At 72.8% G+C, this 22,608-nt stretch carries 18 protein-coding genes; 8 read left to right on the forward strand and 10 right to left on the reverse strand.

All coding sequences use genetic code 11. The features are described 5' to 3' along the window. Positions 1-18: 18 nt before the first annotated feature. Positions 19-1,674: a glucose-6-phosphate isomerase gene (gene pgi / locus ACIBAI_RS09930; RefSeq protein WP_399032645.1), complete on the forward strand. Its 1,656-nt coding sequence runs from the start codon at positions 19-21 to the stop codon at positions 1,672-1,674. An 84-nt stretch (positions 1,675-1,758) separates the two neighbouring features. Here pgi and ACIBAI_RS09935 read toward each other — a convergent pair whose 3' ends face one another. The 3 genes from ACIBAI_RS09935 to ACIBAI_RS09945 are packed head-to-tail and all read right to left on the reverse strand — an operon-like array spanning position 1,759 to position 5,363. Continuing rightward, positions 1,759-4,044 (reverse strand): FtsX-like permease family protein, encoded by a 2,286-nt coding sequence (locus tag ACIBAI_RS09935; protein WP_399032647.1) that lies wholly within the window; start codon positions 4,042-4,044, stop codon positions 1,759-1,761. Between the two features lie 54 nt (positions 4,045-4,098). Then, the gene (locus ACIBAI_RS09940) at positions 4,099-4,851 is read right to left on the reverse strand and encodes an ABC transporter ATP-binding protein (RefSeq protein WP_399032649.1); all 753 of its coding nucleotides are present in this window, start codon (positions 4,849-4,851) and stop codon (positions 4,099-4,101) included. Next, positions 4,848-5,363, reverse strand: coding sequence for a PadR family transcriptional regulator (locus ACIBAI_RS09945; protein WP_344600892.1), 516 nt, complete (start codon positions 5,361-5,363; stop codon positions 4,848-4,850). The genes ACIBAI_RS09940 and ACIBAI_RS09945 overlap by 4 nt, the downstream gene beginning before the upstream one ends. A 122-nt stretch (positions 5,364-5,485) precedes the next feature. Here ACIBAI_RS09945 and ACIBAI_RS09950 point away from each other — a divergent pair, with 122 nt between their 5' ends. The 5 genes from ACIBAI_RS09950 (at position 5,486) to ACIBAI_RS09970 (ending at position 12,170) form a co-directional block, all read left to right on the forward strand. Continuing rightward, positions 5,486-6,748, forward strand: a complete 1,263-nt coding sequence (locus ACIBAI_RS09950; protein WP_399032651.1) for an ABC transporter substrate-binding protein — start codon at positions 5,486-5,488, stop codon at positions 6,746-6,748. A 214-nt stretch (positions 6,749-6,962) separates the two neighbouring features. Continuing rightward, positions 6,963-8,600 carry a glycoside hydrolase family 13 protein gene (locus ACIBAI_RS09955; RefSeq protein WP_399032653.1) on the forward strand — a complete coding sequence of 546 codons (1,638 nt, stop codon included), beginning with the start codon at positions 6,963-6,965 and terminating at the stop codon, positions 8,598-8,600. A gap of 48 nt (positions 8,601-8,648) precedes the next feature. Beyond that, positions 8,649-9,974, forward strand: coding sequence for an ABC transporter substrate-binding protein (locus ACIBAI_RS09960; RefSeq protein ID WP_399032655.1), 1,326 nt, complete (start codon positions 8,649-8,651; stop codon positions 9,972-9,974). A gap of 1 nt (position 9,975) precedes the next feature. Further along, entirely contained in the window at positions 9,976-11,334 is a 1,359-nt protein-coding gene (locus tag ACIBAI_RS09965) for an ABC transporter permease subunit (RefSeq protein ID WP_399032657.1), read from the forward strand. Continuing rightward, a complete protein-coding gene (locus ACIBAI_RS09970) occupies positions 11,331-12,170 on the forward strand; it encodes a carbohydrate ABC transporter permease (protein WP_399032659.1) in 840 nt (279 codons plus the stop codon). The genes ACIBAI_RS09965 and ACIBAI_RS09970 overlap by 4 nt, the downstream gene beginning before the upstream one ends. Before the next feature lie 196 nt (positions 12,171-12,366). Here the strand turns inward: ACIBAI_RS09970 and ACIBAI_RS09975 are convergent, their stop codons facing one another. Together ACIBAI_RS09975 and ACIBAI_RS09980 are read right to left on the reverse strand one after the other, a co-directional pair. Continuing rightward, positions 12,367-13,224: an NmrA family NAD(P)-binding protein gene (locus ACIBAI_RS09975; RefSeq protein WP_399032661.1), complete on the reverse strand. Its 858-nt coding sequence runs from the start codon at positions 13,222-13,224 to the stop codon at positions 12,367-12,369. Beyond that, the gene (locus ACIBAI_RS09980) at positions 13,221-13,652 is read right to left on the reverse strand and encodes a nuclear transport factor 2 family protein (RefSeq protein WP_399032663.1); all 432 of its coding nucleotides are present in this window, start codon (positions 13,650-13,652) and stop codon (positions 13,221-13,223) included. Before ACIBAI_RS09980 ends, ACIBAI_RS09975 begins: the two co-directional genes overlap by 4 nt. Before the next feature lie 156 nt (positions 13,653-13,808). Here ACIBAI_RS09980 and ACIBAI_RS09985 point away from each other — a divergent pair, with 156 nt between their 5' ends. Next, positions 13,809-14,402: a TetR/AcrR family transcriptional regulator gene (locus tag ACIBAI_RS09985; RefSeq protein ID WP_399032665.1), complete on the forward strand. Its 594-nt coding sequence runs from the start codon at positions 13,809-13,811 to the stop codon at positions 14,400-14,402. A gap of 105 nt (positions 14,403-14,507) precedes the next feature. Here ACIBAI_RS09985 and pgl read toward each other — a convergent pair whose 3' ends face one another. From pgl to tkt, 5 genes are read right to left on the reverse strand one after another with little or no spacing between them, the layout of a single operon-like run. Continuing rightward, positions 14,508-15,293: a 6-phosphogluconolactonase gene (pgl, locus tag ACIBAI_RS09990; protein WP_399032667.1), complete on the reverse strand. Its 786-nt coding sequence runs from the start codon at positions 15,291-15,293 to the stop codon at positions 14,508-14,510. Continuing rightward, the gene (gene opcA, locus ACIBAI_RS09995) at positions 15,290-16,399 is read right to left on the reverse strand and encodes a glucose-6-phosphate dehydrogenase assembly protein OpcA (RefSeq protein WP_399032669.1); all 1,110 of its coding nucleotides are present in this window, start codon (positions 16,397-16,399) and stop codon (positions 15,290-15,292) included. Before opcA ends, pgl begins: the two co-directional genes overlap by 4 nt. Then, the gene (zwf, locus tag ACIBAI_RS10000) at positions 16,396-17,919 is read right to left on the reverse strand and encodes a glucose-6-phosphate dehydrogenase (RefSeq protein WP_399032671.1); all 1,524 of its coding nucleotides are present in this window, start codon (positions 17,917-17,919) and stop codon (positions 16,396-16,398) included. The genes opcA and zwf overlap by 4 nt, the downstream gene beginning before the upstream one ends. A 4-nt stretch (positions 17,920-17,923) precedes the next feature. After that, a complete protein-coding gene (gene tal, locus ACIBAI_RS10005) occupies positions 17,924-19,042 on the reverse strand; it encodes a transaldolase (protein ID WP_399032673.1) in 1,119 nt (372 codons plus the stop codon). A gap of 34 nt (positions 19,043-19,076) precedes the next feature. Further along, the gene (gene tkt, locus ACIBAI_RS10010; RefSeq protein WP_399032675.1) at positions 19,077-21,164 is read right to left on the reverse strand and encodes a transketolase; all 2,088 of its coding nucleotides are present in this window, start codon (positions 21,162-21,164) and stop codon (positions 19,077-19,079) included. Between the two features lie 373 nt (positions 21,165-21,537). On the opposite strand from tkt, the gene ACIBAI_RS10015 reads away from it, so the two are divergent. Then, positions 21,538-22,491, forward strand: coding sequence for a heme o synthase (locus tag ACIBAI_RS10015; protein ID WP_399032677.1), 954 nt, complete (start codon positions 21,538-21,540; stop codon positions 22,489-22,491). Positions 22,492-22,608: the final 117 nt, after the last annotated feature.

Raw genomic sequence — 22,608 nt, forward strand, 5'->3', positions numbered from 1 at the left:
AGAAGGCTGGAGTACGAGATGAACGCAGACGGCCGTACCAGGCTCGACCAGACGCCCGAGTGGACCGCGCTGGCCAAGCACCGCGAGGAGCTGGGCGAGGTGCAGCTGCGCGAGCTGTTCGCCGCCGACCCCGGCCGCGGCACCGGCTACACGCTCCGGGTCGGCGACCTGTACGTCGACTACTCCAAGCACCTGGTCACCGACGAGACGCTGCGGCTGCTGCGGGAGCTGGCCGCCGCCACCGACGTCTTCGGCCTGCGGGACGCGATGTTCCGCGGGGAGAGGATCAACACGACCGAGAACCGGGCCGTGCTGCACACCGCGCTCCGGGCGCCGCGCGACGCGGTGATCGAGGTCGACGGGGAGAACGTCGTGCCGGGCGTGCACGCCGTGCTGGACAGGATGGCCGACTTCGCCGAGCGGGTCCGCTCCGGTGCGTGGACCGGCCACACCGGCAAGCGCATCAGGAACGTCGTCAACGTCGGCATCGGCGGCTCCGACCTGGGCCCGGCGATGGCGTACGAGGTGCTGCGCAGCTATACCGACCGCTCCTTGACGGTCCGTTTCGTCTCCAACGTCGACGGCGCCGACCTGCACGAGGCCACCCGCGACCTCGACCCGGCCGAGACGCTGTTCGTCATCGCCTCCAAGACGTTCACCACCATCGAGACCATCACCAACGCCGCCTCGGCCCGCGCCTGGCTGCTGAGCGGGCTGGGCGCCGGCCAGGAGGCCGTCGCGAAGCACTTCGTCGCCCTGTCGACGAACGCCGGGAAGGTCGCCGAGTTCGGCATCGACCCGGCCAACATGTTCGAGTTCTGGGACTGGGTCGGCGGCCGGTACTCGTACGACTCCGCCATCGGCCTGTCGTTGATGATCGCCATCGGGCCGGACCGGTTCCGGGAGATGCTGGACGGCTTCCGCCTCGTCGACGAGCACTTCCGGACCGCGCCCGCCGAGTCCAACGTGCCGCTGCTGCTGGGCCTGCTGGGCATCTGGTACGGCAACTTCCACGGCGCCCAGTCGCACGCGGTGCTGCCCTACAGCCACTACCTGTCCAAGTTCACCGCCTATCTGCAGCAGCTGGACATGGAGTCCAACGGCAAGTACGTCGGCCGGGACGGGCGGGAGGTCGCGTGGGAGACCGGGCCCGTCGTGTGGGGCACGCCGGGCACCAACGGGCAGCACGCCTACTACCAGCTCATCCACCAGGGCACGAAGCTGATCCCGGCGGACTTCATCGGCTTCGCCGAGCCGGTCGCCGAGCTGAGCGACGGGCTCAAGGCGCAGCACGACCTGCTGATGGCGAACTTCTTCGCGCAGACGCAGGCGCTGGCGTTCGGCAAGACGCCGGACGAGGTGCGGGCGGAGGGGGTGCCGGAGGAGCTGGTGCCGCACAGGACGTTCAAGGGCAACCACCCGACGACCACGATCCTCGCGCGCGAGCTGACCCCGTCGGTCCTCGGCCAGCTGGTCGCCCTCTACGAGCACAAGGTGTTCGTGCAGGGCGCGGTCTGGAACATCGACTCCTTCGACCAGTGGGGCGTCGAGCTCGGCAAGGTCCTCGCCAAGCGCGTCGAGCCCGCGCTGACCGAGGGCGCCGAGGTGGCGGGCCTGGACGCCTCCACCAAGGCCCTGGTCGCCGCCTACCGGGAGCTGCGCGGGCGGCAGTGACCGCCTGACGGCCCGGGGGAGCGGGAGCGGGCGGCGCACGGCCGTCCGCTCCCGCGAGCCGGCCCGCACCCGGGCGGCCGCCGGTCAGGCGACCGCGGTCAGGGTGTCCGCGAGGCGCCGGCGGGCCGCGCGGGACGCCGGGAGGGCGGCGAGGGCGCTCGCGCCGAGGACTGCGGCGGCGCCCAGGAGCAGCAGGAGCGCGGGGGAGGGGCCCTGGGCGATGCCGGCGCCGATGCCGCTCGACCTGCCCTGGGCGTCGATCAGCCAGTGCGCGAGCGGCAGCCCCAGGGCGAGGGCGAGGAGCACGGCCGCCAGGGCCGTGCAGCCGGTGGCGGTGACCGTGATCGCGGTGATCTGCCGGGGGGACAGGCCGATCGCCTTCAGGGCCAGCAGATCGCGTTCGCTCTCCCGTACGGTGCCGCCGATCGCCGTCAGCAGCTCGATGAGGCCGATGAGGGCGAGGACGGCGATCAGGCCGAGGACGACGCCGCGCAGGGGGGAGAGCCCGTCGGCCGGGTTGGTGACGGTGTGCACGTCGAGGTGGCCGCGCCCGGCCGCGGCGAGCCGGTCGGCGACCCGGTGCGGATCGGCGCCCGGGTCCAGGCGGAGCTGGTAGAAGCTCGGACCGAGCCCGGGGTCGTTCTCGCGGAGGGTGTCGAGGGAGGTGGAGACGACCCGGCCGGCGTTCTCCGGCTCGACGCTGCGGCCCACGATGTGCAGGATCTGCGGCCGCTCGCCCACGGTCATCCGCACCCAGTCGCCGACGCGCACGTCCAGCAGGTCGAGCAGTCCCTGCCCGGCCACCGCCTCGTCGGGTCCGCGCGCGGGCCGGCCCTCGGCCAGGGCGTACGGGTAGGGGTCCGCGCGGGTGCCGAGGCCGCGCAGGGCGATGGTCGCCGTCTGGCCCGGGACCAGGGCGGCGACCTCGACGCCCGGGTGGGCGGCGGCGACCTGCGGATCGCGTTCCAGCAGGGCGCGCACCTCCCCGTCGCCCAGGCCGGTGTCCGCGTGAACGGTGAGCGCGGCGGGCAGGCCGACCTGCTCGGGCCTGCTGTGGAAGCGGTCGATGGTGGTCCACGCGCTCATCGCCACCACGATCAGCAGCAGCGGCAGGGCCAGCCGGACGACCGTGCCCAGCGAACGCGGGCGGCGCGTGAACGCCTTGTGCCAGCCCAGGACCAGCGCGGGCGGCACCCGCAGGCCCAGCGCCCGGCGTGCCGTCCCCGACAGCCGCCCGCCCGGCGGCCCCGCGGGCCGCGGCACCGGCACCGGCGGTACCCGTCCCGCCCGCCACGCGGCGAGCCCGGTGGTCGCGCCGATGAACAGCACCGCTCCCACCGGCACCGCGCACAGGGCCGGCGTGTGCCCGGGCAGCCCCTGCCACACGCCGACCGCGTCCCCGAGCCGCCCCGGGACACGGCTGCCCAGCGCCTCGGTGAGCGCGGCGGCGGCCGCGGCGCCCAGCAGCGCGTAGGCGAGGTGCTGCAGCAGGAAGACGCGGACGACCTGGCCCGGGGTGAAGCCGATCGCCTTCAGCACCGCGATGTCCCGCAGATGGCCGCGGATCCGGGTGCCGATCGCCCCGTGCACGGCGAACCCGGCGGCGGCCAGCGCCCCCAGCCCGAACAGGCCCAGCACCTGCCCGAGCAGCCGGTTGTCGCCCTGCGCCTCGGCGCGGGCCTGCGTCCAGGTGGAGACCTCGCCGATGGCCCCGGCGCCCAGCACGGTCACGGCGCGCTGGACGGCGTAGTCCGTGTCGCCGGGGTCCGCCAGCCGCAGCCCGATCACCTGCCCGCCGGGGTCGGGCACGGCGGACGGCAGCGCCCACACCAGCCCCGGCCGCTCACCCGGCCGGTAGCGGGGCTCGGCGCTGTCGGCGACGCCCACGACGGTCAGCTCCCGTGCGGTGCCGGGCACGGTGAGCGTGTCGCCGGGCTGGGCCAGCAGGGTGCGGGCGAGCCGGCTCTCCAGGACCACGCCGTTCGGGGCGGTGGCCGCCAGCCAGCGCCCGGAGGTGAGCAGCGGGCGGCCGACGGACGGCGGCTCGGCGGAGGTGCCGCGCAGCTCGACCGAGGCCCGCGTGCCGCGCGAGGCGACCGTGACGGAGGCGACGGGATAGGGGCCGGCGACGGACTCGACGCCGTCCAGCGCCGCCAGCTCGCGGGTGTCGGCGGCGGCGTCGGTGTGCAGCCACACGTGGGCGCCGCGCGCCTGGGCGAAGACGCGCTGCCAGGGATTGGTCGCGTACCCGAACAGGGCCGTGGCCAGCAGCAGCGACACGACGATGCCCGCCGTGGCGAGGACCAGGAACAGCGCCTCGCCGCGGTGCGTGCGCAGATCGGAGTGCGCCCAGCGCAGGGTGGCTCGCACCGGCCTCAGCCCCTCGGCCCGCACACGGCGCGGCCACGGTCGTACACCCGCATGTCAGTCCCTGAGCTCCAGCACGCCGGAGATTCCCGAGCGGCGCGGCGGCGGGCCGCCGTCCAGCTCCGCGTCGTCCACGATCCGCCCGTCGAAGAAGCTGATCACCCGGTCCGCGGCGCTCGCCAGCCGGGCGTCGTGGGTGACCAGCAGGATCGTCTGGCCACGCTGGTGGAAGCGGGACAGCAGCCGCATCACCTCGCGGGTGCCCCGGCTGTCCAGGCTGCCCGCGGGCTCGTCGGCCAGCAGCAGCGGCGGATGGTTGACCAGGGCCCGGGCGAGCGCGACCCGCTGCTGCTCACCGCCGGACAGCTCGCCCGGCATGCTGCGCTCCTTGCCCGCGAGCCCCAGCTCGGCCAGCAGCTCCTCCCGCTCGGCCCGCGCCCGCTTCGGCGGGACCCCGGCGAGCAGGGCGGGCAGCTCCACGTTGTCGGCGACGGACAGGTTCGACACCAGGTTGAAGAACTGGAAGACGATCCCGATGCGCTTGCGGCGCTCCACGGCCCAGCGGGCCTCGCCGTAGCCGTCCGTGCACTCGCCGTCCAGCCAGATGCGGCCGGCGTCGGGCCGCTGGAGCCCGCCGAGCAGGTGCAGCAGCGTCGACTTGCCGGCGCCGGACGGGCCGGTGACCGCCACGAACTCGCCCCGCCCCACGCACAGGTCGACCCCGCGCACGGCATGGGCGGGCGCGCCCTCGCCGTGGTGCGTCTTGACCAGGCCCTCGGCGCGCAGCACGGGAGGGGGGCCCTCGCTCACTCCAGCTCCTCCAGCTCTTCCTGGCACCGTTCCAGCCAGTCGAGGTCGGCCTGCAGGTGCAGCATCGCGCCCTCGATCAGCAGATGGGCGATGCGGTTGTCCCGGTCTTCGGCGGCGGCCAGCCGCGACAGCTGACGCATCGTGTTGAGGTACTGGCGCCGCTGCTTGTTGATGAGGGCGATCTGGTCGGCGAGACCGGTCTGCGGGGCCAGGGCCAGCTTCATGAAGAACTCGTCCCGCACCCGCGGCTCGTCCTCGGGCTCCTCGAACCAGGCGCGCAGCGCCGCCCGCCCGGCGTCGGTGAGGTGGTAGACCTTCTTGTTGGGCCGGCTGGACTGCTCGACGTCCTCGCCCTCGATCAGTCCCTGCTTCTCGAGGCGGCCGAGGGTGACGTAGATCTGGCCGACGTTCGGCTGAGGGTACGCGGAGCCCAGCAGTTGCTCAAGGTCCTGCTTCAGCTCGTAGCCGTGGGCGGGGCCGCGGGCGAGGAGTGCCAGGAGGGGCAGGCGCACGCGTGCAGTCCTCCTGTCCTCCGTAATGTGTGCCAGGCCCTAGTATCGCCCATACCTAACAGGTATACATGGCCTCTGACTGCGGACGAAGGCGCCCGGGGCCGGTGTACAGGGAGGAACCTATGCGGTGGATGCGTGCCGCGGGTAGGGGCCTCCTCGTTCTCGTCGTCGTCCTGACCGGATACGTCGCCTCGGGCGCCCGTGCCGACGACCGGCCGGGCCGCGGCCCGCTCACCCTCGCCACCGCCGGCGACCTCACCGGCTATCTCGGCCCCCTGCTGGAGGGCTGGAACCGCGCCCGTCCCGGGGAGAGGGTCACCCTCGTCGAACTGCCCGACTCCGCCGACGAGACCCACGCCCAGATGGTCACCGACCTGCGCGGCGGCCGGGGCCGGTTCGACGTGCTCAACATCGACGTCAACTGGACGTCGGAGTTCGCCGCGGCGGGCTGGATACGGCCCCTGCCGCGCGACCGCTTCCCCCTCGGCGCCTTCCTGCCGCCGGTCGTCGGCACCGCGACCTACGACGGGCAGCTGTACGCCGTCCCGTACGTCACCAACGCCGGTCTGCTGCTGTACCGCAAGGACGTCCTCGCCGCGGAGGGCGTCCCGCCGCCGCGCACCTGGGCCGAGCTGGAGCGGCAGGCGAGGACCATCGCCCCGAGGCACGGGCTCGGCGGCTACGCCGGCCAGTTCCTCCCCTATGAGGGGCTCACCGTCAACGCGGCCGAGGCCGTCTACTCGGCGGGCGGCACGATCCTCGGCGACGAGGGCGAGCGCGTCACCGTCGACTCGGCGGCGGCCCGCGAGGGCATCGGGTTCCTCGCCCGCGGGGTGCGCGCGGGCTGGATACCGCGGGAGGCGCTGACGTACAAGGAGGAGGAGTCCAAGCAGGCCTTCCTGGACGGCCGGCTGCTCTTCCTGCGCAACTGGCCGTACGCCTACGTCGGCGCCTCCGCCGCGGGCTCGAAGGTCGCCGGAAAGGTCGGCGCCGTGCCGCTGCCGGGGCCGGACGGGCCGGGGACGAGCGTCCTCGGCGGCTCCAACCTGGCCGTCAGCGCGCACGCCCGGCACCCCGACTCGGCCGCGCGCCTGATCGCGTACCTGACCAGCGAGCGCGTCCAGCGCCAGGTGCTCACGCGCGGCGCGCTGCCGCCGGTGCGCGCCGATCTGTACGAGGACCCCGGACTCGTCCGCGACTACCCCTACCTGCCGACCCTGCGGGAGAGCGTGCTGGCCGCCGCGCCGCGCCCCAAGAGCCCGCGCTACGACCAGGTCAGCCTCGCGGTGCAGGCGGTCGTGCACGACGCGATGACCGGGCGCCAGACGCCCGAGGCCGCGGTGCGCAGGCTGGCGCGCGAGCTGGCCGCGATCTCCCGCCGCTAGCCTCCCGTCCCCTCACTAGTTACTTGTTAGGTAACGGAGATGTCTCCTCCGAGGGAGAAATGACGGTATAAGTCGGTATCCCTCAACCTCAAATTACCGGTATCCGCGCACTGTTCGTTGACACCTTCGCGACACGCCTACTTAACATGAATGCATAACCACCAGCCCGGAGCGCGCACGCCCGGGCTTCCGCACGCACAGACAGGTCGACGGGGTGAGTCTCCAGCGCATCGACACCCGCCACTGGTGGCGCGACGCAGTGATCTACCAGGTGTACGTCCGCAGCTTCCTGGACAGCACCGGCGACGGCATCGGCGATCTCGCCGGGGTCCGGGCCGGGCTGCCGTACCTGAAGAAGCTGGGCGTCGACGGGATCTGGCTGAGCCCCTTCTATCCCTCGCCGCAGCACGACCACGGCTACGACGTGGCGGACTACTGCGACGTCGACCCGGTCTTCGGCGACCTCACCGAGTTCGACCTGCTGGTCGCGGCCGCCCGCCGGCTCGGCATCAAGGTCCTGCTGGACATCGTCCCCAACCACTGCTCCAGCGAGCACCCCTGGTTCCGCGAGGCGCTGGCCTCCCCGCCCGGCAGCCCGGCCCGCGCCCGCTTCCACTTCGCCGACGGCCGCGGCCCGGACGGCGGCGAGCCGCCCAACAACTGGCACGCCATGTTCGGCGGCCCGGCCTGGACCCGGGTCACCGAGGCCGACGGGCGGCCCGGCCAGTGGTACCTGCACATGTTCACGCCCGAGCAGCCGGACTGGAACTGGCGCAACCCCGCCGTGGCCGCCGAGTTCGACCGCATCCTGCGGTTCTGGCTGGACCGGGGCGTGGACGGCTTCCGCATCGACGTCGCCGCCGGCCTGTTCAAGCACCCCGACCTGCCCGACTCCGACGACCCGGAGGCCGACGCCCGCACCCGCGACTCGGTCAACCCGCTCGCCTGGAACCAGCCCGAGGTGCACGACGTGTGGCGGCGCTGGCGGTCGATCTGCGAGGAGTACACCGCCCGCGACGGCCGCGAGCGCCTGCTGGTCGGCGAGGTCTCCGTGCCCACCGCCCGCGAGCACGCCAAGTACGTCCGCCCGGACGAGCTGCACCAGGCCTTCTTCTTCGACCTGCTCAGCGCCCCCTGGGACCCGGACGCCTTCCGCAAGGTCATCTCCGAGGCGATGGAGGACATCGCCGGCACCGGCTCCACGGTCACCTGGGTCCTCAACAACCACGACCAGGTCCGCACCGTCACCCGCTACGGCGAGCCCACCCCGCAGGGCAGCGGACTGGGCGCCGCCCGCGCCCGCGCCGCCGCGCTGCTGATGCTGGCGCTGCCCGGAGCCGCGTACATCTACCAGGGCGAGGAGCTGGGCCTGCCCGAGGTCGTCGACCTGCCCGACGACGTGCTCACCGACCCCATCTTCCGCCGCACCGGCAGCCGCGCCCGGATCCGCGACGGCTGCCGGGTGCCGCTGCCGTGGTCGGGGCAGGCCTCGCCGTTCGGCTTCACCTCCGGCGCCGAGGACGCCCGCCCCTGGCTGCCGCAGCCCGACTACTTCGCCGAGTACGCCACCGACCGGGCCCTCGCCGACACCCGCTCCTTCTGGCACCTGTACCGCGACGGCCTGCAACTGCGCGCCGCGCTGCCCCAGTTGGGCGAGGGCACGCTGCGCTGGCTGGAGACCCCGCCGGGCGTCCTGGCCTTCGTCCGCGGCGACGACCTGGTGTGCGCCGTGAACTTCGGCACCGCCCCCACGCCCGCGCCGGTCCCCGGCACCCCGCTGCTCGCCAGCGCCCCCTGCCAGGCCGGGGTGCTGCCCGGCTCGACGGCGGCCTGGTGGATCACCGACCTCTGAGACCGCCGAGCCACCGTCACCTCCCATCCCACCGAAGGGACATCAACGATGATGCGACGACGTACCACCCTGCTCACGAGCTGCACCGCGCTCGTCCTGGCGCTCGGCGCGACCGCCTGCGGCGGCGGCCCCGTCACCGCCGCCGGCGGCGACAAGGCGCTGAGCGGCCAGACGGTCACGGTGGCCGGTGTCTGGTCCGGCACCGAGCAGCAGAACTTCCAGAAGGTGCTGGACGCCTTCACCGAGAAGACCGGCGCCAAGACGCAGTTCGTGTCCACCGGGGACAACGTCTCCACCGTCGTCGGCAGCAAGATCGAGGGCGGCAACGCCCCCGACGTCGTGATGGTCCCGCAGGTCGGCGTGCTCCAGCAGTTCGCGAAGCAGGGCTGGCTCAAGCCGCTGTCGCCGAAGACGCGGCAGGCCGTGGAGGCCAACTACGCGAACGTCTGGAAGGACTACGGCAGCGTCGACGGCACCCTGTACGGCCTGTACTTCAAGGCCGCCCACAAGTCGACCGTCTGGTACAGCCCCGACGCCCTCGCCCAGGCCGGGGTGAAGCCGCCGAAGACGTACGACGAGATGCTGGAGGCCGGGCGGACCGTCTCCGACTCCGGGCTCGCCGCGTTCTCGGTCGCCGGACAGGACGGCTGGACCCTCACCGACTGGTTCGAGAACATCTACCTCTCCCAGGCCGGTCCCGAGAAGTACGACGCCCTCGCCGCGCACGAGCTGAAGTGGACCGACGCCTCCGTGGTCGAGGCGCTCACCACGCTCGGCAAGCTCTTCAAGGACAAGCAGCTGATCGCGGGCGGCCAGAAGGGCGCCCTGAACACCGACTTCCCCGGCTCGGTGGAGAAGGTGTTCGGGCCGGAGCCCGAGGCCGGCATGGTCTACGAGGGCGACTTCGTCGCCGGCGTCGCCAAGGACCAGTTCGGCAAGTCGATCGGCGAGGACGCGGACTTCTTCCCGTTCCCCGCGGTCGGCGACGGCAGGGCGCCGGTGGTCAGCGGCGGCGACGCGGCCGTCGTCCTGAAGGACGGCAAGAACCAGAAGGCCGCCCAGGCGCTCCTGGAGTACCTGGCCACCCCGGAGGCCGCCGCCGTGTGGGCCGAGGCGGGCGGCTTCCTCTCCCCGAACCGGAAGCTCGACCTCGCCTCGTACGGCGACGACGTCACCCGGGCCACCGCCGAGTCCCTCGTGCAGGCCGGGGACTCGGTCCGCTTCGACATGTCCGACCAGGCCCCGGCGGCCTTCGGCGGCACCAAGGGCGCCGGCGAGTGGAAGCTGCTGCAGGACTTCCTGCGCGACCCGTCCGACCCGAAGGCCACGGCGGCGAAGCTGGAGGCCGCGGCGGCCAAGGCGTACCGGGGCTGACATGACGACCACGCTCGTGAAAGAGACGAGCCCGCCGGCCGCCGCCGGCGCCGGGACCACCCGGCGCCCGCGGCGGCGGGGACGGGGCGTCGCCCTGCTCTTCGTCCTGCCCGCGCTGCTCCTGCTGGGCGCGCTCGTCGTCTACCCGGTGCTGTTCTCCGTCGGCCGCAGCTTCTTCGACGCCTCCGGCACCCGTTTCGTGGGCGGCGAGAACTACGCCGAGATGTTCCGCGACCCGGCGACGCTCAAGGCCATCCGCAACACGGCCGTCTGGGTCGTCGTCGCGCCGACGCTGCTGACCGGCCTCGGACTGATCCTGGCCGTCCTCGTCGAGAAGGTCCGCTGGGCCACCGCCTTCAAGCTGCTGCTGTTCATGCCGATGGCGGTCTCCTTCCTCGCCGCGGGCATCATCTTCCGGCTCGCCTACGACGAGGACCCGGACAAGGGCGTGCTGAACGCCGCCGTGGTCGCCGTCCACGACGCCTTCGAGGGCACCTCCTCCTACCCGACGGCCCGGGCCCGGGACGGGCAGGGGCTGACGGAGGAGGCGGACGGCTCGTACCGGACGGCCACCGGCGTGTCGCCGGGCGACACGGTGGCACTCGGCCTGGTCGGCGTGCAGCCGAAGGACCTGCCCGCCGGCGCCGAGCCCGCGTACGGGGCCGCCGCGCGCACGGCCGGCCCCGGTGAACTGCGCGGCGTGGTGTACCTCGACTTCACGCCCGGCGGGGGAGGGGAGCAGGGCGTGGTCGACCGGCGGGAGAGCGGGCTGCCGGAGATGAGGGTCGAGGCGGTGCGCGACGGCAGGGCGGTCGCCTCCACGACCACCGCGTCCGACGGCTCCTTCCGCTTCGCGGACCTGGCCGACGGCTCGTACACCGTCCGGCTCCCCGCCGCGAACTTCGCCCCGCCCTACGAGGGCGTCTCCTGGCTCGGGCCGACGCTCGTCACGCCCGCGATCATCGGGGCCTACCTGTGGATCTGGACCGGCTTCGCGATGGTGCTGATCGGCGCGGGGCTGTCGACGCTGCCGCGGGACGCGCTGGAGGCGGCGCGGATGGACGGCGCCAACGAGTGGCAGATCTTCCGCCGGATCACCGTCCCGCTGCTCGCGCCGGTGCTGACGGTGGTCTTCGTGACCCTGGTGATCAACGTGATGAAGGTCTTCGACCTCGTCTACATCATCGCTCCCGGGCCCGTGCAGGAGGACGCCACCGTGCTGGCGACCCAGATGTGGCTGGTGTCGTTCGGCGGCGGCAACAACCAGGGGCTGGGCAGCGCCCTGGGCGTGCTGCTCCTGCTGCTGGTGATCCCGGCCATGGTCTTCAACGTCCGCCGCTTCCGAAGGAGTCAGCGATGAACACCGTCCGGCGCTCCCTGGCCAACGGGGTCGTCCAGGCCTTCCTCGTGGTGGTCGGGCTGGTGTGGATGACCCCGCTGGCCGGGCTGTTCCTGTCGTCCCTGCGGTCCGCCGAGGACACCGCCGAGGGCGGCTGGTGGACGGTGTTCACCAGTCCCGGCCGGCTCTCCTTCGACAACTACGCGGCGCTGCTGGACAACAGCGGGATCACCCGGGCCTTCTGGAACACGGTGCTGATCTCGGTGCCGACGACCGTGCTGGTCGTGGTCGTCGCGGCGCTCGCCGGATACGCCTTCGCCTGGCTGGACTTCCCGGGCCGGGACGCCGTCTTCCTGGTCGTGGTGGCCCTGCTGGTGGTGCCCGTGCAGATCGGCCTGCTGCCCGTCGCCAAGCTCTTCGGCCAGCTCGGCCTGTTCGGCACGATCCCCGGCGTGGTGCTCTTCCACGTGGCGTACGGGCTGCCGTTCGCGGTGTTCCTGCTGCGGAACTACTTCGCCGAGATGCCCAAGGAGATGCTGGAGGCGGCCCGCATGGACGGCGGCAGCGAGTGGCGGATCTTCACCCGGCTCGTGCTGCCGGTGGGCCGGCCCGCCATCGCCAGCCTCGCCATCTTCCAGTTCCTGTGGGTGTGGAACGACATGCTGGTGGCGCTGCTCTTCGCCGACAGCTCCGCCCAGCCGCTGACCGTGGAGCTCCAGTCGCAGATCCGGCAGTTCGGCAGCAACATCGACGTGCTGGCGCCGGGCGCCTTCCTGTCGCTGATCGTGCCGCTGGTCGTGTTCTTCGCCTTCCAGCGGCACTTCGTGCAGGGCGTGATGGCGGGGTCGGTGAAGTAGCGCCGGAGGGGCTCCGGGTGCGCCGGCCCGGCACCCGGAGCCCCTCCGGCGGCTCCCCGCGGCGTCGCGGCGCCCGGCACGCCCGTTCGCCGCACGGCGCGCGGGTACGGGGGCGGCTCCGCCGCGCGTCCCCCGCGCCGCTTGCCGAAGCACGCACCGGGCGCCGCTGTCCGGCGGGCGGACGCCGCCCGCCGGGTCACCGGACGGCGGCTTCCCGCGCCAGGGCCCGCTCCACGTGGGCACGGAAGTCGCGCGGCGGACGCCCGGTCAGACGCTCCACGGTGTCGGTGACCCGGTCCTCGGCCCCGCCGGCGATCGCCCGGTCCAGGTCCGCGAGCACGGTGGCGAACTCGCGGGGCATGCTCAGCGCCAGGCGATCGCGCAGCTGCTCGTACGTCAGCCGCCGGTGGACGACCTCACGGCCGGTCACCTCGCTGAGGACGGCGGCCACCTCGGTGTGGCTCAGCGCCCGCGGACCGGTGACGACCAGGTCGCTGTCGGGGCTCCGCCCGGCGGTCAGCGCGTGCACCGCGACGGCCGCGATGTCGTCGGCGTCGACGAAGGCCACCCGCCCCTCACCGGCCGCGGTCAGGATCACGCCCTGCTCGCGGATGCTGCGGGCGTGCATGTGGTCGCCGGTGAAGTTCTGCATGAACCACGACGGCCGCAGCACCGCCCACTCGTCGAACAGACCGGGCAGGGCCTGGTGCACCTGCCCGACGGCCGGGCCGCCGGCCGGGATCGCCGAGGAGCTGAGCAGCACGGCCCGGCGCACTCCGGCCGCCCGGGCCCGTTCCAGGAAGGGCAGCATCACGGCGGCCGGGTCGGCGGAGGCGAGGGGCGGGACGAGGTAGACCCGGTCCGCGTCCCGCAGGGCCTCCTCGTGCGTCGCGGGGTCGTACCAGTCGAAGCGGACGGCGGTGGCGCCCTCGACGGGAGCGGCGCGCCGGCTCGCGGCCCGGACCCGGTGGCCGCGTGCGGTGAGCCCGGCGGCCACCCGGCTGCCGGTCGTGCCGGTGGCGCCGATGACCAGGGTGGCGGGGGAGGCGGTCACCGGCCCGCCTCCGCGAAGTCGGCCGCGCCGTCCCGCGGGACCGCGAGCGGGTTCCAGTAGTCGCGGTAGCGGGTGATCCGGCCGTCCGCGACCGTCACGACGGCGATGTAGGTCATGTCGTAGGGCTGCCCGGTCTGCACCAGGCGCCCCAGGGCGCGCATCTCCACCACGACGGTCCCCGGGTCCTCGGTCCGGTGGATCTCCAGCTCGGGGAACTCGTGGAGCTCGATGCGCTCGGGGTAGTGGCGCATGTACGCGCCCACGGCGGCCTTGCCCTCCAGGCGCTTCGGCCACCCCTCGGGGGCGAAGGGGAACTCGAACACGCCGTCGTCGGCCCACAGGTCGACCCAGGCGGGGATGTTCCCGTCGAGCAGCAGCCGAAGGCCGTGGCGGTAGACGTCGGCCGCCGTCCGCGCGTGCGTGGTCATGGCGATTTCCTCCTCCGATAGAATGCGGACCGCGAGTCCGCTTAAGCGAGAATACGGACCCAGGGTCCGCTTATCAAGTCGATGCGGACCGGCGGTCCGCTTCATGTGTCCGCCGGGGTCCGTCCCCGTCCCCGTCGTGTCTCACCGGAGGAACCCGTGCCCGAGCGCAAGCCCCGCGCGGACGCCCTGCGCAACCGCGAAGCCGTCCTCGCGGCGGCCGACCGGCTGTTCGCCGAGTGCGCCCGCCCCGAGGACGTGACCATGGCCGACATCGCGGCCGCCGCCGGCGTCGGCAAGGGCACCCTCTTCCGCGGCTTCGCCGACCGCACCGGCCTGATCCTCGCGCTCTGCGAGGCCCGGCTCGAACCGCTGCGCCGGGCCGTCGCCGACGGCCCCCCTCCCCTCGGCCCCGGCACCCCGCCCGTCGAGCGCGTGCACGCCCTGCTGGACGCGGTCCTGTGCTTCAAGCTCGACCACCGGCACCTCTCACTGGCGCTGGAGGGGACCGGAAGCGACAGCCCCTACCGAACGGACCACTACGACTGGTGGCACCGCACGCTGCGGGACGTCCTGGCGGAGATCCCCGGCCTGACCGGCGCCGGCTTCACCGCGCACGCGCTGCTCGCGGCCGTCCGCGCCGACCTCGTCGACCACCTCGTCGACCGCGAGCACATGACCCGGGAGAGCCTCCGGGCCGACCTGGCCGCCCATGTCACCCGGGTGCTGCGGGAGCCGGACGCCGGGCCGTGACCGGTCGGCGCGAGGCGGACACGGCCCCGGGAACGCGGAAGCGGCCGGTGCCCCACGTGTGTCGTGGGACACCGGCCGCTCACCGGGACCGGGGCGCCGTCGCCGTCACGGCGACGCCGGCGGATACAGCGACCGCGGCAGCTGCGCGGCCGCCGCCGCGTCCAGCAGCCACAGCGTGCGGGCCCGGCCGTACGCACCCGCCGCCGGAGCCTGGATCTCACCCGCGCCCGACAGGGCGATCGCCGCGGCCTGCGCCTTGTCCTCGCCGGCCGCCAGCAGCCACACCTCGCGGGCCGCGCGGATCGCCGGCAGCGTGAGCGTGATCCGGGTCGGCGGCGGCTTGGGCGCGCCGTGCACGCCGACCACCGTCCGCTCCGTCTCCCGGACCGCCGGCAGCTCGGGGAAGAGCGACGCCACGTGCGCGTCCGGGCCGACACCCAGCATCAGCACGTCGAACACCGGGACGGGGCCGTGGTTCTCCGGTCCCGCCGCCCGCGCCAGCTCCTGGGCGTACGCGGCCGCCGCCGCCTCCACGTCCGTGCCGTACGGGCCGTTCGACGCGGGCATGGCGTGCACGCGCTCGGGGTCCACCGGCACCGCGTCCAGCAGCGCCTGCCGCGCCTGCGTGACGTTGCGCTCCGGGTCGCCCTCCGGCAGGAACCGCTCGTCGCCCCACCACAGGTCCAGGCGGCTCCAGTCGACGGCGTCCCGGGCCGGCGCGGCGGCCAGCGCGGCGAGCAGCCCGTTGCCGTTGCGGCCTCCGGTGAGGACCACGGACGCCGAGCCCCGGGAGGCCTGCGCGTCCACGATCTTCGTGATCAGCCGGGCCGCCGCGGCCTGGGCCATCAGCTCCTTGTCGCGGTGCACGACGAGCTGGGGTGCCGTACTCACTTCGCCGCCTTCCGCACCGGTTCCGGGGTGGGGGACTCCTGCTTCACCGGCGCCTTCGCCGTCGCTTCCGCCGCGGGTGCTTTCGCAGCGGTCTCGACGGGAGCGGGGACCGCGACCGGCTCCTCCCCGCCGCTCGCGGGTTCTCCTTTGGCCGCCGGCCGCGCCGGCTCCGGGTCCCTCGCCGGCTTCAGCCGGTCCACCCCGTACCGCAGCGACGACGCGTACGTGTCGTCCGGGTCCAGGCGCCGCAGCTCCTCCGCGATCAGCTCGGCCGTGTCCCGCCGCTTCAGCGCCACCGCGCGGGCCGGCTGGCCCTGTATGGACAGGGTCGCGAGCGAGCCGTCCGCGCGGTCCAGGACGATCGGGCCGCAGTCGGTGTCCATGCGGACCGCCGTCAGACCCGGTCCGCCGGACAGCGAACGCGTGACGGGGACGTCCAGCCGGTCCGCGAGCCACATCGCCAGCAGCTCACAGCTCGGGTTGAACTCCTCGCCCTCCACGTCGACGGCCTGGACCTCGCAGTCGACCTGGTCGAGGGCGGCCGCCAGCATCGAGCGCCACGGCGTGATCCGGGTCCAGGCCAGGTCGGTGTCGCCCGGCGTGTAGGCGTCCGCCCGCGCGGCCAGCTCCCGGATCGGCTCCTCGGCGGCGTACAGGTCGGTGATCCGGCGCTGGGCGAGGGCGCCCAGCGGGTCCTTCGCCGGGTCGAGCGGCGCGTTCACCGGCCACCACACCACCACCGGCGCGTCCGGCAGCAGCAGCGGCAGCACCACCGAGTCGGCGTGGTCGACGATCTCTCCGTACAGCCGCAGGATCACCGTCTCGCCGGTGCCCGCGTCGGCGCCCACCCGGACCTCGGCGTCCAGCCGGGACTGCGTGCGGTCGCGCGGCGAGCGCGAGACGCGCTTGACGACGACCAGGGTGCGGGCGGGGTGCTCGTGGGCGGCGTTGCTGGCCGCCTTGAGGGCGTCGTAGGCGTTCTCCTCGTCGGTGACGATGACGAGGGTGAGCACCATGCCCACGGCCGGGGTGCCGATGGCGCGGCGGCCCTGCACCAACGCCTTGTTGATCTTGCTGGCCGTGGTGTCGGTCAGGTCTGTCCTCATGGCCGGCGCCAGCTCCGTCCGTCTCGCCGCAGCATCTCCTCCGCCTCGGCCGGCCCCCAGGTCCCGGCCGGATACCGGGCCGGAGTGCCGTGGGCGGCCCAGAACTCCTCGATCGGATCGAGGATCTTCCAGGACAGCTCCACCTCCTCGGTGCGCGGGAAGAGGTTGGCGTCGCCCAGCAGCACGTCCAGGATCAGCCGCTCGTAGGCCTCCGGGCTGGACTCGGTGAAGGACTCGCCGTAGGCGAAGTCCATCGACACGTCCCGGATCTCCATCGACGTGCCCGGCACCTTGGAGCCGAACCGGACGGTGACCCCCTCGTCGGGCTGGACCCGGATCACGATCGCGTTCGAGCCCAGCTCCTCGGTGGCGGTGGCGCCGAACGGCGAGTGCGGAGCACGCTGGAAGACCACCGCGATCTCCGTCACCCGGCGGCCCAGCCGCTTGCCGGTGCGCAGGTAGAACGGCACCCCCGCCCAGCGGCGGTTGTCCACCTCCAGCTTGATCGCCGCGTAGGTGTCGGTGGTGGACTTCGGGTCGATGCCCTCCTCCTCCAGGTAGCCGATCACCTTCGCCCCGCCCTGCCAGCCGGCCGTGTACTGGGCCCGCACCGTGGACCGGGCCAGGTCCCGCGGCAGCCGCACCGCGCCGAGCACCTTGGTCTTCTCCGCCGCCAGCGCATCGGCGTCGAAGGAGGCCGGCTCCTCCATCGCGGTCAGCGCCATCAGCTGCAGCAGGTGGTTCTGGATGACGTCCCGCGCCGCGCCGATGCCGTCGTAGTAGCCCGCCCGGCCGCCGATGCCGATGTCCTCGGCCATGGTGATCTGCACATGGTCCACGAAGGACCGGTTCCAGATCGGCTCGAACAGCTGGTTGGCGAAGCGCAGCGCCAGGATGTTCTGGACCGTCTCCTTGCCCAGGTAGTGGTCGATGCGGAACACCTGCTCCGGCGCGAACACCTCGTGCACCAGCGCGTTCAGCTCCTCGGCCGAGGCCAGGTCGTGCCCGAACGGCTTCTCGATCACCGCCCGCCGCCAGGAACCGTCGCGCTGCTCCGCCAGCCGGTGCTTCTTCAGCTGCCGGATGACCACCGGGAACGCCGACGGCGGCACCGACAGGTAGAAGGCGAAGTTGCCGCCGGTGCCCTGCGCCTTGTCCAGCTCCTCGATCGTGGCGCGCAGCCGCTCGAAGGCGGCGTCGTCGTCGAAGGTGCCCTGCACGAACCGCATGCCCTGGATCAGCTGCTGCCAGACCTCCTCCCGGAAGGGGGTGCGGGCGTGCTCCTTGACCGCGTCGTGCACTTCCTGCGCGAAGTCCTCATGGGCCCACTCCCGGCGGGCGAACCCCACCAGCGAGAACCCCGGCGGCAGCAGCCCCCGGTTGGCCAGGTCGTACACGGCCGGCATCAGCTTCTTGCGGGACAGATCACCCGTGACACCGAAGATGACCAGCCCCGACGGCCCCGCGATCCGCGGAAGCCGCCGGTCGGCCGGATCACGCAGCGGATTGCCGCTCGACACCTGTTCAGCCCTCCGCGGGGGCGAGGCGCTTGAGCTCCGCCTCGGTCGACTTCAGCAGGTCGTTCCAGGACGCCTCGAACTTCTCGATGCCCTCCTTCTCCAGCAGCTGCACCACGTCGTCGTACTTGATGCCGAGCGCCTCGACCGCGTCCAGGTCGGCACGGGCCTGCTCGTAGGTGCCGGCGACGGTGTTGCCGGTGATCTCGCCGTGGTCCTCGGTGGCCAGCAGCGTGGCCTCCGGCATGGTGTTCACCGTGTTCGGCGCGACCAGCTCGGTGACGTACATCGTGTCGCTGTACGCCTTGTCCTTCACCCCGGTCGACGCCCACAGCGGGCGCTGCTTGTTGGCGCCGGCCTTCTCCAGCGCCTGCCAGCGCTCGGAGCCGAACACCTCCTCGTAGGCCTGGTAGGCCAGGCGCGCGTTGGCGACCGCGGCCTTGCCGCGCAGGGCCTTGGCCTCGTCCGTGCCGAGCGCGTCGATCCGCTTGTCGATCTCGGTGTCGACGCGGGAGACGAAGAAGGACGCCACGGAGTGGATCTGCGACAGGTCCAGGCCGCGCTCCTTCGCCTTCTCCAGGCCGGTCAGGAACGCGTCCATGACCTTCCGGTAGCGCTCCAGGGAGAAGATCAGCGTGACGTTGACGCTGATGCCCAGGCCGATGACCTCGGCGATGGCCGGGATGCCCGCCTCGGTCGCCGGGATCTTGATCAGGGTGTTGGGGCGGTCCACCAGCCAGGCGAGCTGCTTGGCCTCGGCGACCGTCGCCTTGGTGTCGTGCGCCAGGCGCGGGTCCACCTCGATGGAGACCCGGCCGTCCTGGCCGCCGGTGGCGTCGAAGACGGGCCGCAGGATGTCGGCGGCGTCCCGGACGTCCGCCGTGGTGATCATGCGGATGGCCTCTTCGACCGTCACCCGGCGGGCGGCGAGGTCGGACAGCTGCTGGTCGTAGCCGTCGCCCTCGCTGATCGCCTTCTGGAAGATCGTCGGGTTGGTGGTGACGCCCACGACGTGCTGCTGGTCGATCAGCTCAGCGAGGTTGCCGGACGTGATCCGCTTGCGCGACAGGTCGTCCAGCCAGATCGCGACGCCTTCCTCGGAGAGGCGCTTCAGTGCGTCGGTCATGGAAATTCCATCTCCTACGTGTCGTGTATGAGCGTCAGCGCTGTGCTGCGGCGATCGATTCCCGGGCCACGGCCGCCACGTTCTCCGCAGTGAAGCCGAACTCGCGGAAAAGGACCTTGCCGTCGGCGGACGCGCCGAAGTGCTCCAGGGAAACGATGCGGCCGGCGTCCCCGACGTACTTGTGCCAGGTCAGTCCGACCCCGGCTTCCACCGCGACTCGGGCCTTCACCGACGGCGGCAGGACGCTGTCCCGGTACCCCTGGTCCTGCTGCTCGAACCACTCCACGGACGGCATCGACACCACCCGCGTGGGCACGCCCTCGGCCTGGAGCCGCTCGCGCGCCTCCACGGCGACGTGCACCTCGGATCCGGTGGCGATGAGGATGACCTGCGCCTCGCCGCCCTCGGCCTCGAACAGCACGTACCCGCCGCGCGCCGCGTCCTCGTTGGGCTCGTACGTCGGCACGCCCTGCCGGGTGAGGGCCAGGCCGTGCGGCTGCCCCTTGCCGAACTCCTTCGTCCAGCGCCTGAGGATCTCCCGCCAGGCGATGGCGGTCTCGTTGGCGTCGGCCGGGCGCACGATGTTCAGGCCCGGGATGGCGCGCAGCGCGGCCAGGTGCTCGACGGGCTGGTGGGTGGGGCCGTCCTCGCCCAGGCCGATGGAGTCGTGCGTCCACACGTACGTCACCGGCAGGTGCATCAGCGCCGACAGCCGCACGGCGTTGCGCATGTAGTCGGAGAACACCAGGAAGGTGCCGCCGTAGATGCGGGTGTTGCCGTGCAGGGCGATGCCGTTCATCTCCGCGGCCATCGCGTGCTCGCGGATGCCGAAGTGGATGGTGCGGCCGTACGGGTCGGCCTCCGGCAGCGGGTTGTCCGCCGGGAGGAACGACGACGTCTTGTCGATGGTGGTGTTGTTCGAGCCGGCCAGGTCGGCGGAGCCGCCCCACAGCTCGGGGATCACCGCGCCGAGCGCCTGGAGCACCTTGCCGGACGCGGCACGGGTGGCGACCGCCTTGCCCGCCTCGAAGACCGGGATCTTCTCCTCCCAGCCCGCGGGCAGCTCGCCCCTGCTGACCCGGTCGTACTCGGCGGCCCGCTCGGGGTTGTTGTCCCGCCACTGCTGGAAGGACTTCTCCCACACGGCACGGGCCGCCTCGCCCCGGTCCAGGGCCTTGCGGGTGTGGGCGATGACCTCCTCGGCGACCTCGAAGGTCTTGGCCGGGTCGAAGCCGAGGACCCGCTTGGTGGCCGCGACCTCGTCCTCGCCCAGCGCCGAGCCGTGCGCGGCCTCGGTGTTCTGCGCGTTCGGCGCCGGCCAGGCGATGATCGAGCGCATCGCGATGAAGGACGGCCGGTCCGTGACCTCCTTGGCCCGCTGGATCGCCTCGAAGATCGCCCGCGGGTCCAGGTCGCCGTTCTCCTGCGGCGCCACGCGCTGCACGTGCCAGCCGTAGGCCTCGTACCGCTTGACGGTGTCCTCGGAGACGGCGGTGGCGGTGTCGCCCTCGATCGAGATGTGGTTGTCGTCCCACAGCAGGATCAGGTTGCCGAGCTTCTGGTGGCCGGCCAGGGAGGAGGCCTCGGCGGAGATGCCCTCCTGCAGGCAGCCGTCCCCGGCGATGCAGTAGACGAAGTGGTCGAAGGGGGACTCGCCGGGGGCGGCCTCCGGGTCGAACAGGCCGCGCTCGTAGCGGGCGGCCATGGCCATGCCGACGGCGTTGGCGACGCCCTGGCCGAGCGGGCCGGTGGTGGTCTCCACGCCCACGGTGTGCCCGTACTCGGGGTGGCCCGGCGTCTTGGAGCCCCAGGTGCGGAAGGACTTCAGGTCCTCCAGCTCCAGGCCGAAGCCGGCCAGGTACAGCTGGATGTAGAGAGTCAGCGACGAGTGGCCGGCGGACAGCACGAAGCGGTCCCGTCCGACCCAGTCCGCGTCCGCCGGGTCGTGCCGCATCACCTTCTGGAAGAGGGTGTAGGCGGCCGGCGCCAGGCTCATCGCCGTACCCGGATGGCCGTTGCCGACCTTCTGTACGGCATCGGCGGCCAGGACACGCGCGGTGTCGACGGCACGCTGGTCCAACTCGGTCCAGTCGAAGTCTGTGGTGGTCGGCTTGGTGCTCACCCTGGGTCAGGGCTCCTCTCCACATGTCGTAGTCCGGTGCACGTGGGCGCCCACCGGGGGCCGGCGTGTCCGTGCGTCGGCCGGCCGTGTCGAGCCTACCCCCGGAAGTACGTGCGTTTTTGCGTGTCGTCACAGACTGCCGGGACTCTTCGCGGCGCGCCTGCCGACCGCCCGGAACCGCAGGTGACAGGTGAAGACGGGGCCGCTCATCCGGGTGCTCGATCGAGCTGCTGTGCGCCCGTCGGATCACGTCCGCCAACACGACCCCACCCCCACGGAGGCCGGGATATGGGCAACGTCTACAGTGGCGTGGTACGCGCGAGCCTTTACCCGTACTTCACGCGGGCGGGCTTGCTGGGATGTCTCTGTAGGGGTGTGCGTGACGGCCGTCGAATCCCGTCCAGCGGGGGTGCTGGGGGAGAGCAGGAGCTCCAGTCACCGGCCGTTCGGGGCCCGTGTCAAGGCGTTCGTGGCACTGACCAAGCCGCGGATCATCGAGCTGCTGCTGATCACCACGGTCCCGGTGATGTTCCTCGCCGAGCAGGGTGTGCCCGACCTGACGCTGGTGCTGCTCACCTGCCTCGGCGGCTACCTGTCCGCGGGCGGCGCCAACGCGCTGAACATGTACCTCGACCGCGACATCGACGCGCTGATGGACCGCACCTCGCAGCGCCCCCTGGTCACCGGCATGGTCGGCCCCCGCGAGTGCCTCGCCTTCGGCATCACGCTGGCGGTCGTCTCGACGCTGCTGTTCGGCCTCACCGTCAACTGGCTGTCGGCCTGGCTCTCCCTCGGCGCGCTGCTGTTCTACGTGGTCGTCTACACGATGATCCTCAAGCGCCGCACGTCGCAGAACATCGTGTGGGGCGGCATCGCCGGCTGCATGCCGGTGCTGATCGGCTGGTCGGCCGTCACGAACTCGCTGTCGTGGGCCCCGGTCGTCCTCTTCATGGTCATCTTCTTCTGGACGCCGCCGCACTACTGGCCGCTGTCCATGAAGGTCAAGGACGACTACGCGCGCGTGGGCGTGCCGATGCTGCCGGTCATCGCCTCCAACAAGGTGGTCGCCCGGCAGATCGTGATCTACAGCTGGGTGATGGTCGCGGTGTCGCTGCTGCTGACCCCGCTGGGCTACACCGGCTGGTTCTACACCGCGGTCGCCCTGGCGGCGGGCGGCTGGTGGCTGTGGGAGGCGCACGCGCTGCAGAACCGGGCCAGGGCCGAGGTGACGGGCGCCAAGCTCAAGGAGATGCGGCTGTTCCACTGGTCCATCACCTATGTGTCGGTGCTGTTCCTGGCGATCGCGGTGGACCCCTTCCTGCGCTGAGCGCCGCCGGCGGGGGGGGGGGGGGGGGGGCGCCCCCCCCCCCCCCCCCCCCCCCGGGCCGGCCCCCCCCCGGGGGGGCCGGGGCCCGCCGGCCGCCCCCCACGATTTAGGAGGAGC

It is taken from the genome of Streptomyces sp. NPDC051041, assembly GCF_044456065.1.
Taxonomy (GTDB): Bacteria; Actinomycetota; Actinomycetes; order Streptomycetales; family Streptomycetaceae; genus Streptomyces; species Streptomyces glaucus.

Excerpts from the sequence above, each read along its gene's own strand:
- pgi (WP_399032645.1), top strand. The coding sequence starts at position 19 with ATGAACGCAGACGGCCGTACCAGGCTCGACCAGACGCCCGAGTGGACC.
- ACIBAI_RS09950 (WP_399032651.1), top strand. The coding sequence starts at position 5,486 with ATGCGGTGGATGCGTGCCGCGGGTAGGGGCCTCCTCGTTCTCGTCGTC.
- ACIBAI_RS09960 (WP_399032655.1), top strand. The coding sequence starts at position 8,649 with ATGATGCGACGACGTACCACCCTGCTCACGAGCTGCACCGCGCTCGTC.
- ACIBAI_RS09965 (WP_399032657.1), top strand. The coding sequence starts at position 9,976 with ATGACGACCACGCTCGTGAAAGAGACGAGCCCGCCGGCCGCCGCCGGC.
- ACIBAI_RS09970 (WP_399032659.1), top strand. The coding sequence starts at position 11,331 with ATGAACACCGTCCGGCGCTCCCTGGCCAACGGGGTCGTCCAGGCCTTC.
- ACIBAI_RS09980 (WP_399032663.1), bottom strand. The coding sequence starts at position 13,652 with ATGACCACGCACGCGCGGACGGCGGCCGACGTCTACCGCCACGGCCTT.
- opcA (WP_399032669.1), bottom strand. The coding sequence starts at position 16,399 with ATGAGGACAGACCTGACCGACACCACGGCCAGCAAGATCAACAAGGCG.
- tal (WP_399032673.1), bottom strand. The coding sequence starts at position 19,042 with ATGACCGACGCACTGAAGCGCCTCTCCGAGGAAGGCGTCGCGATCTGG.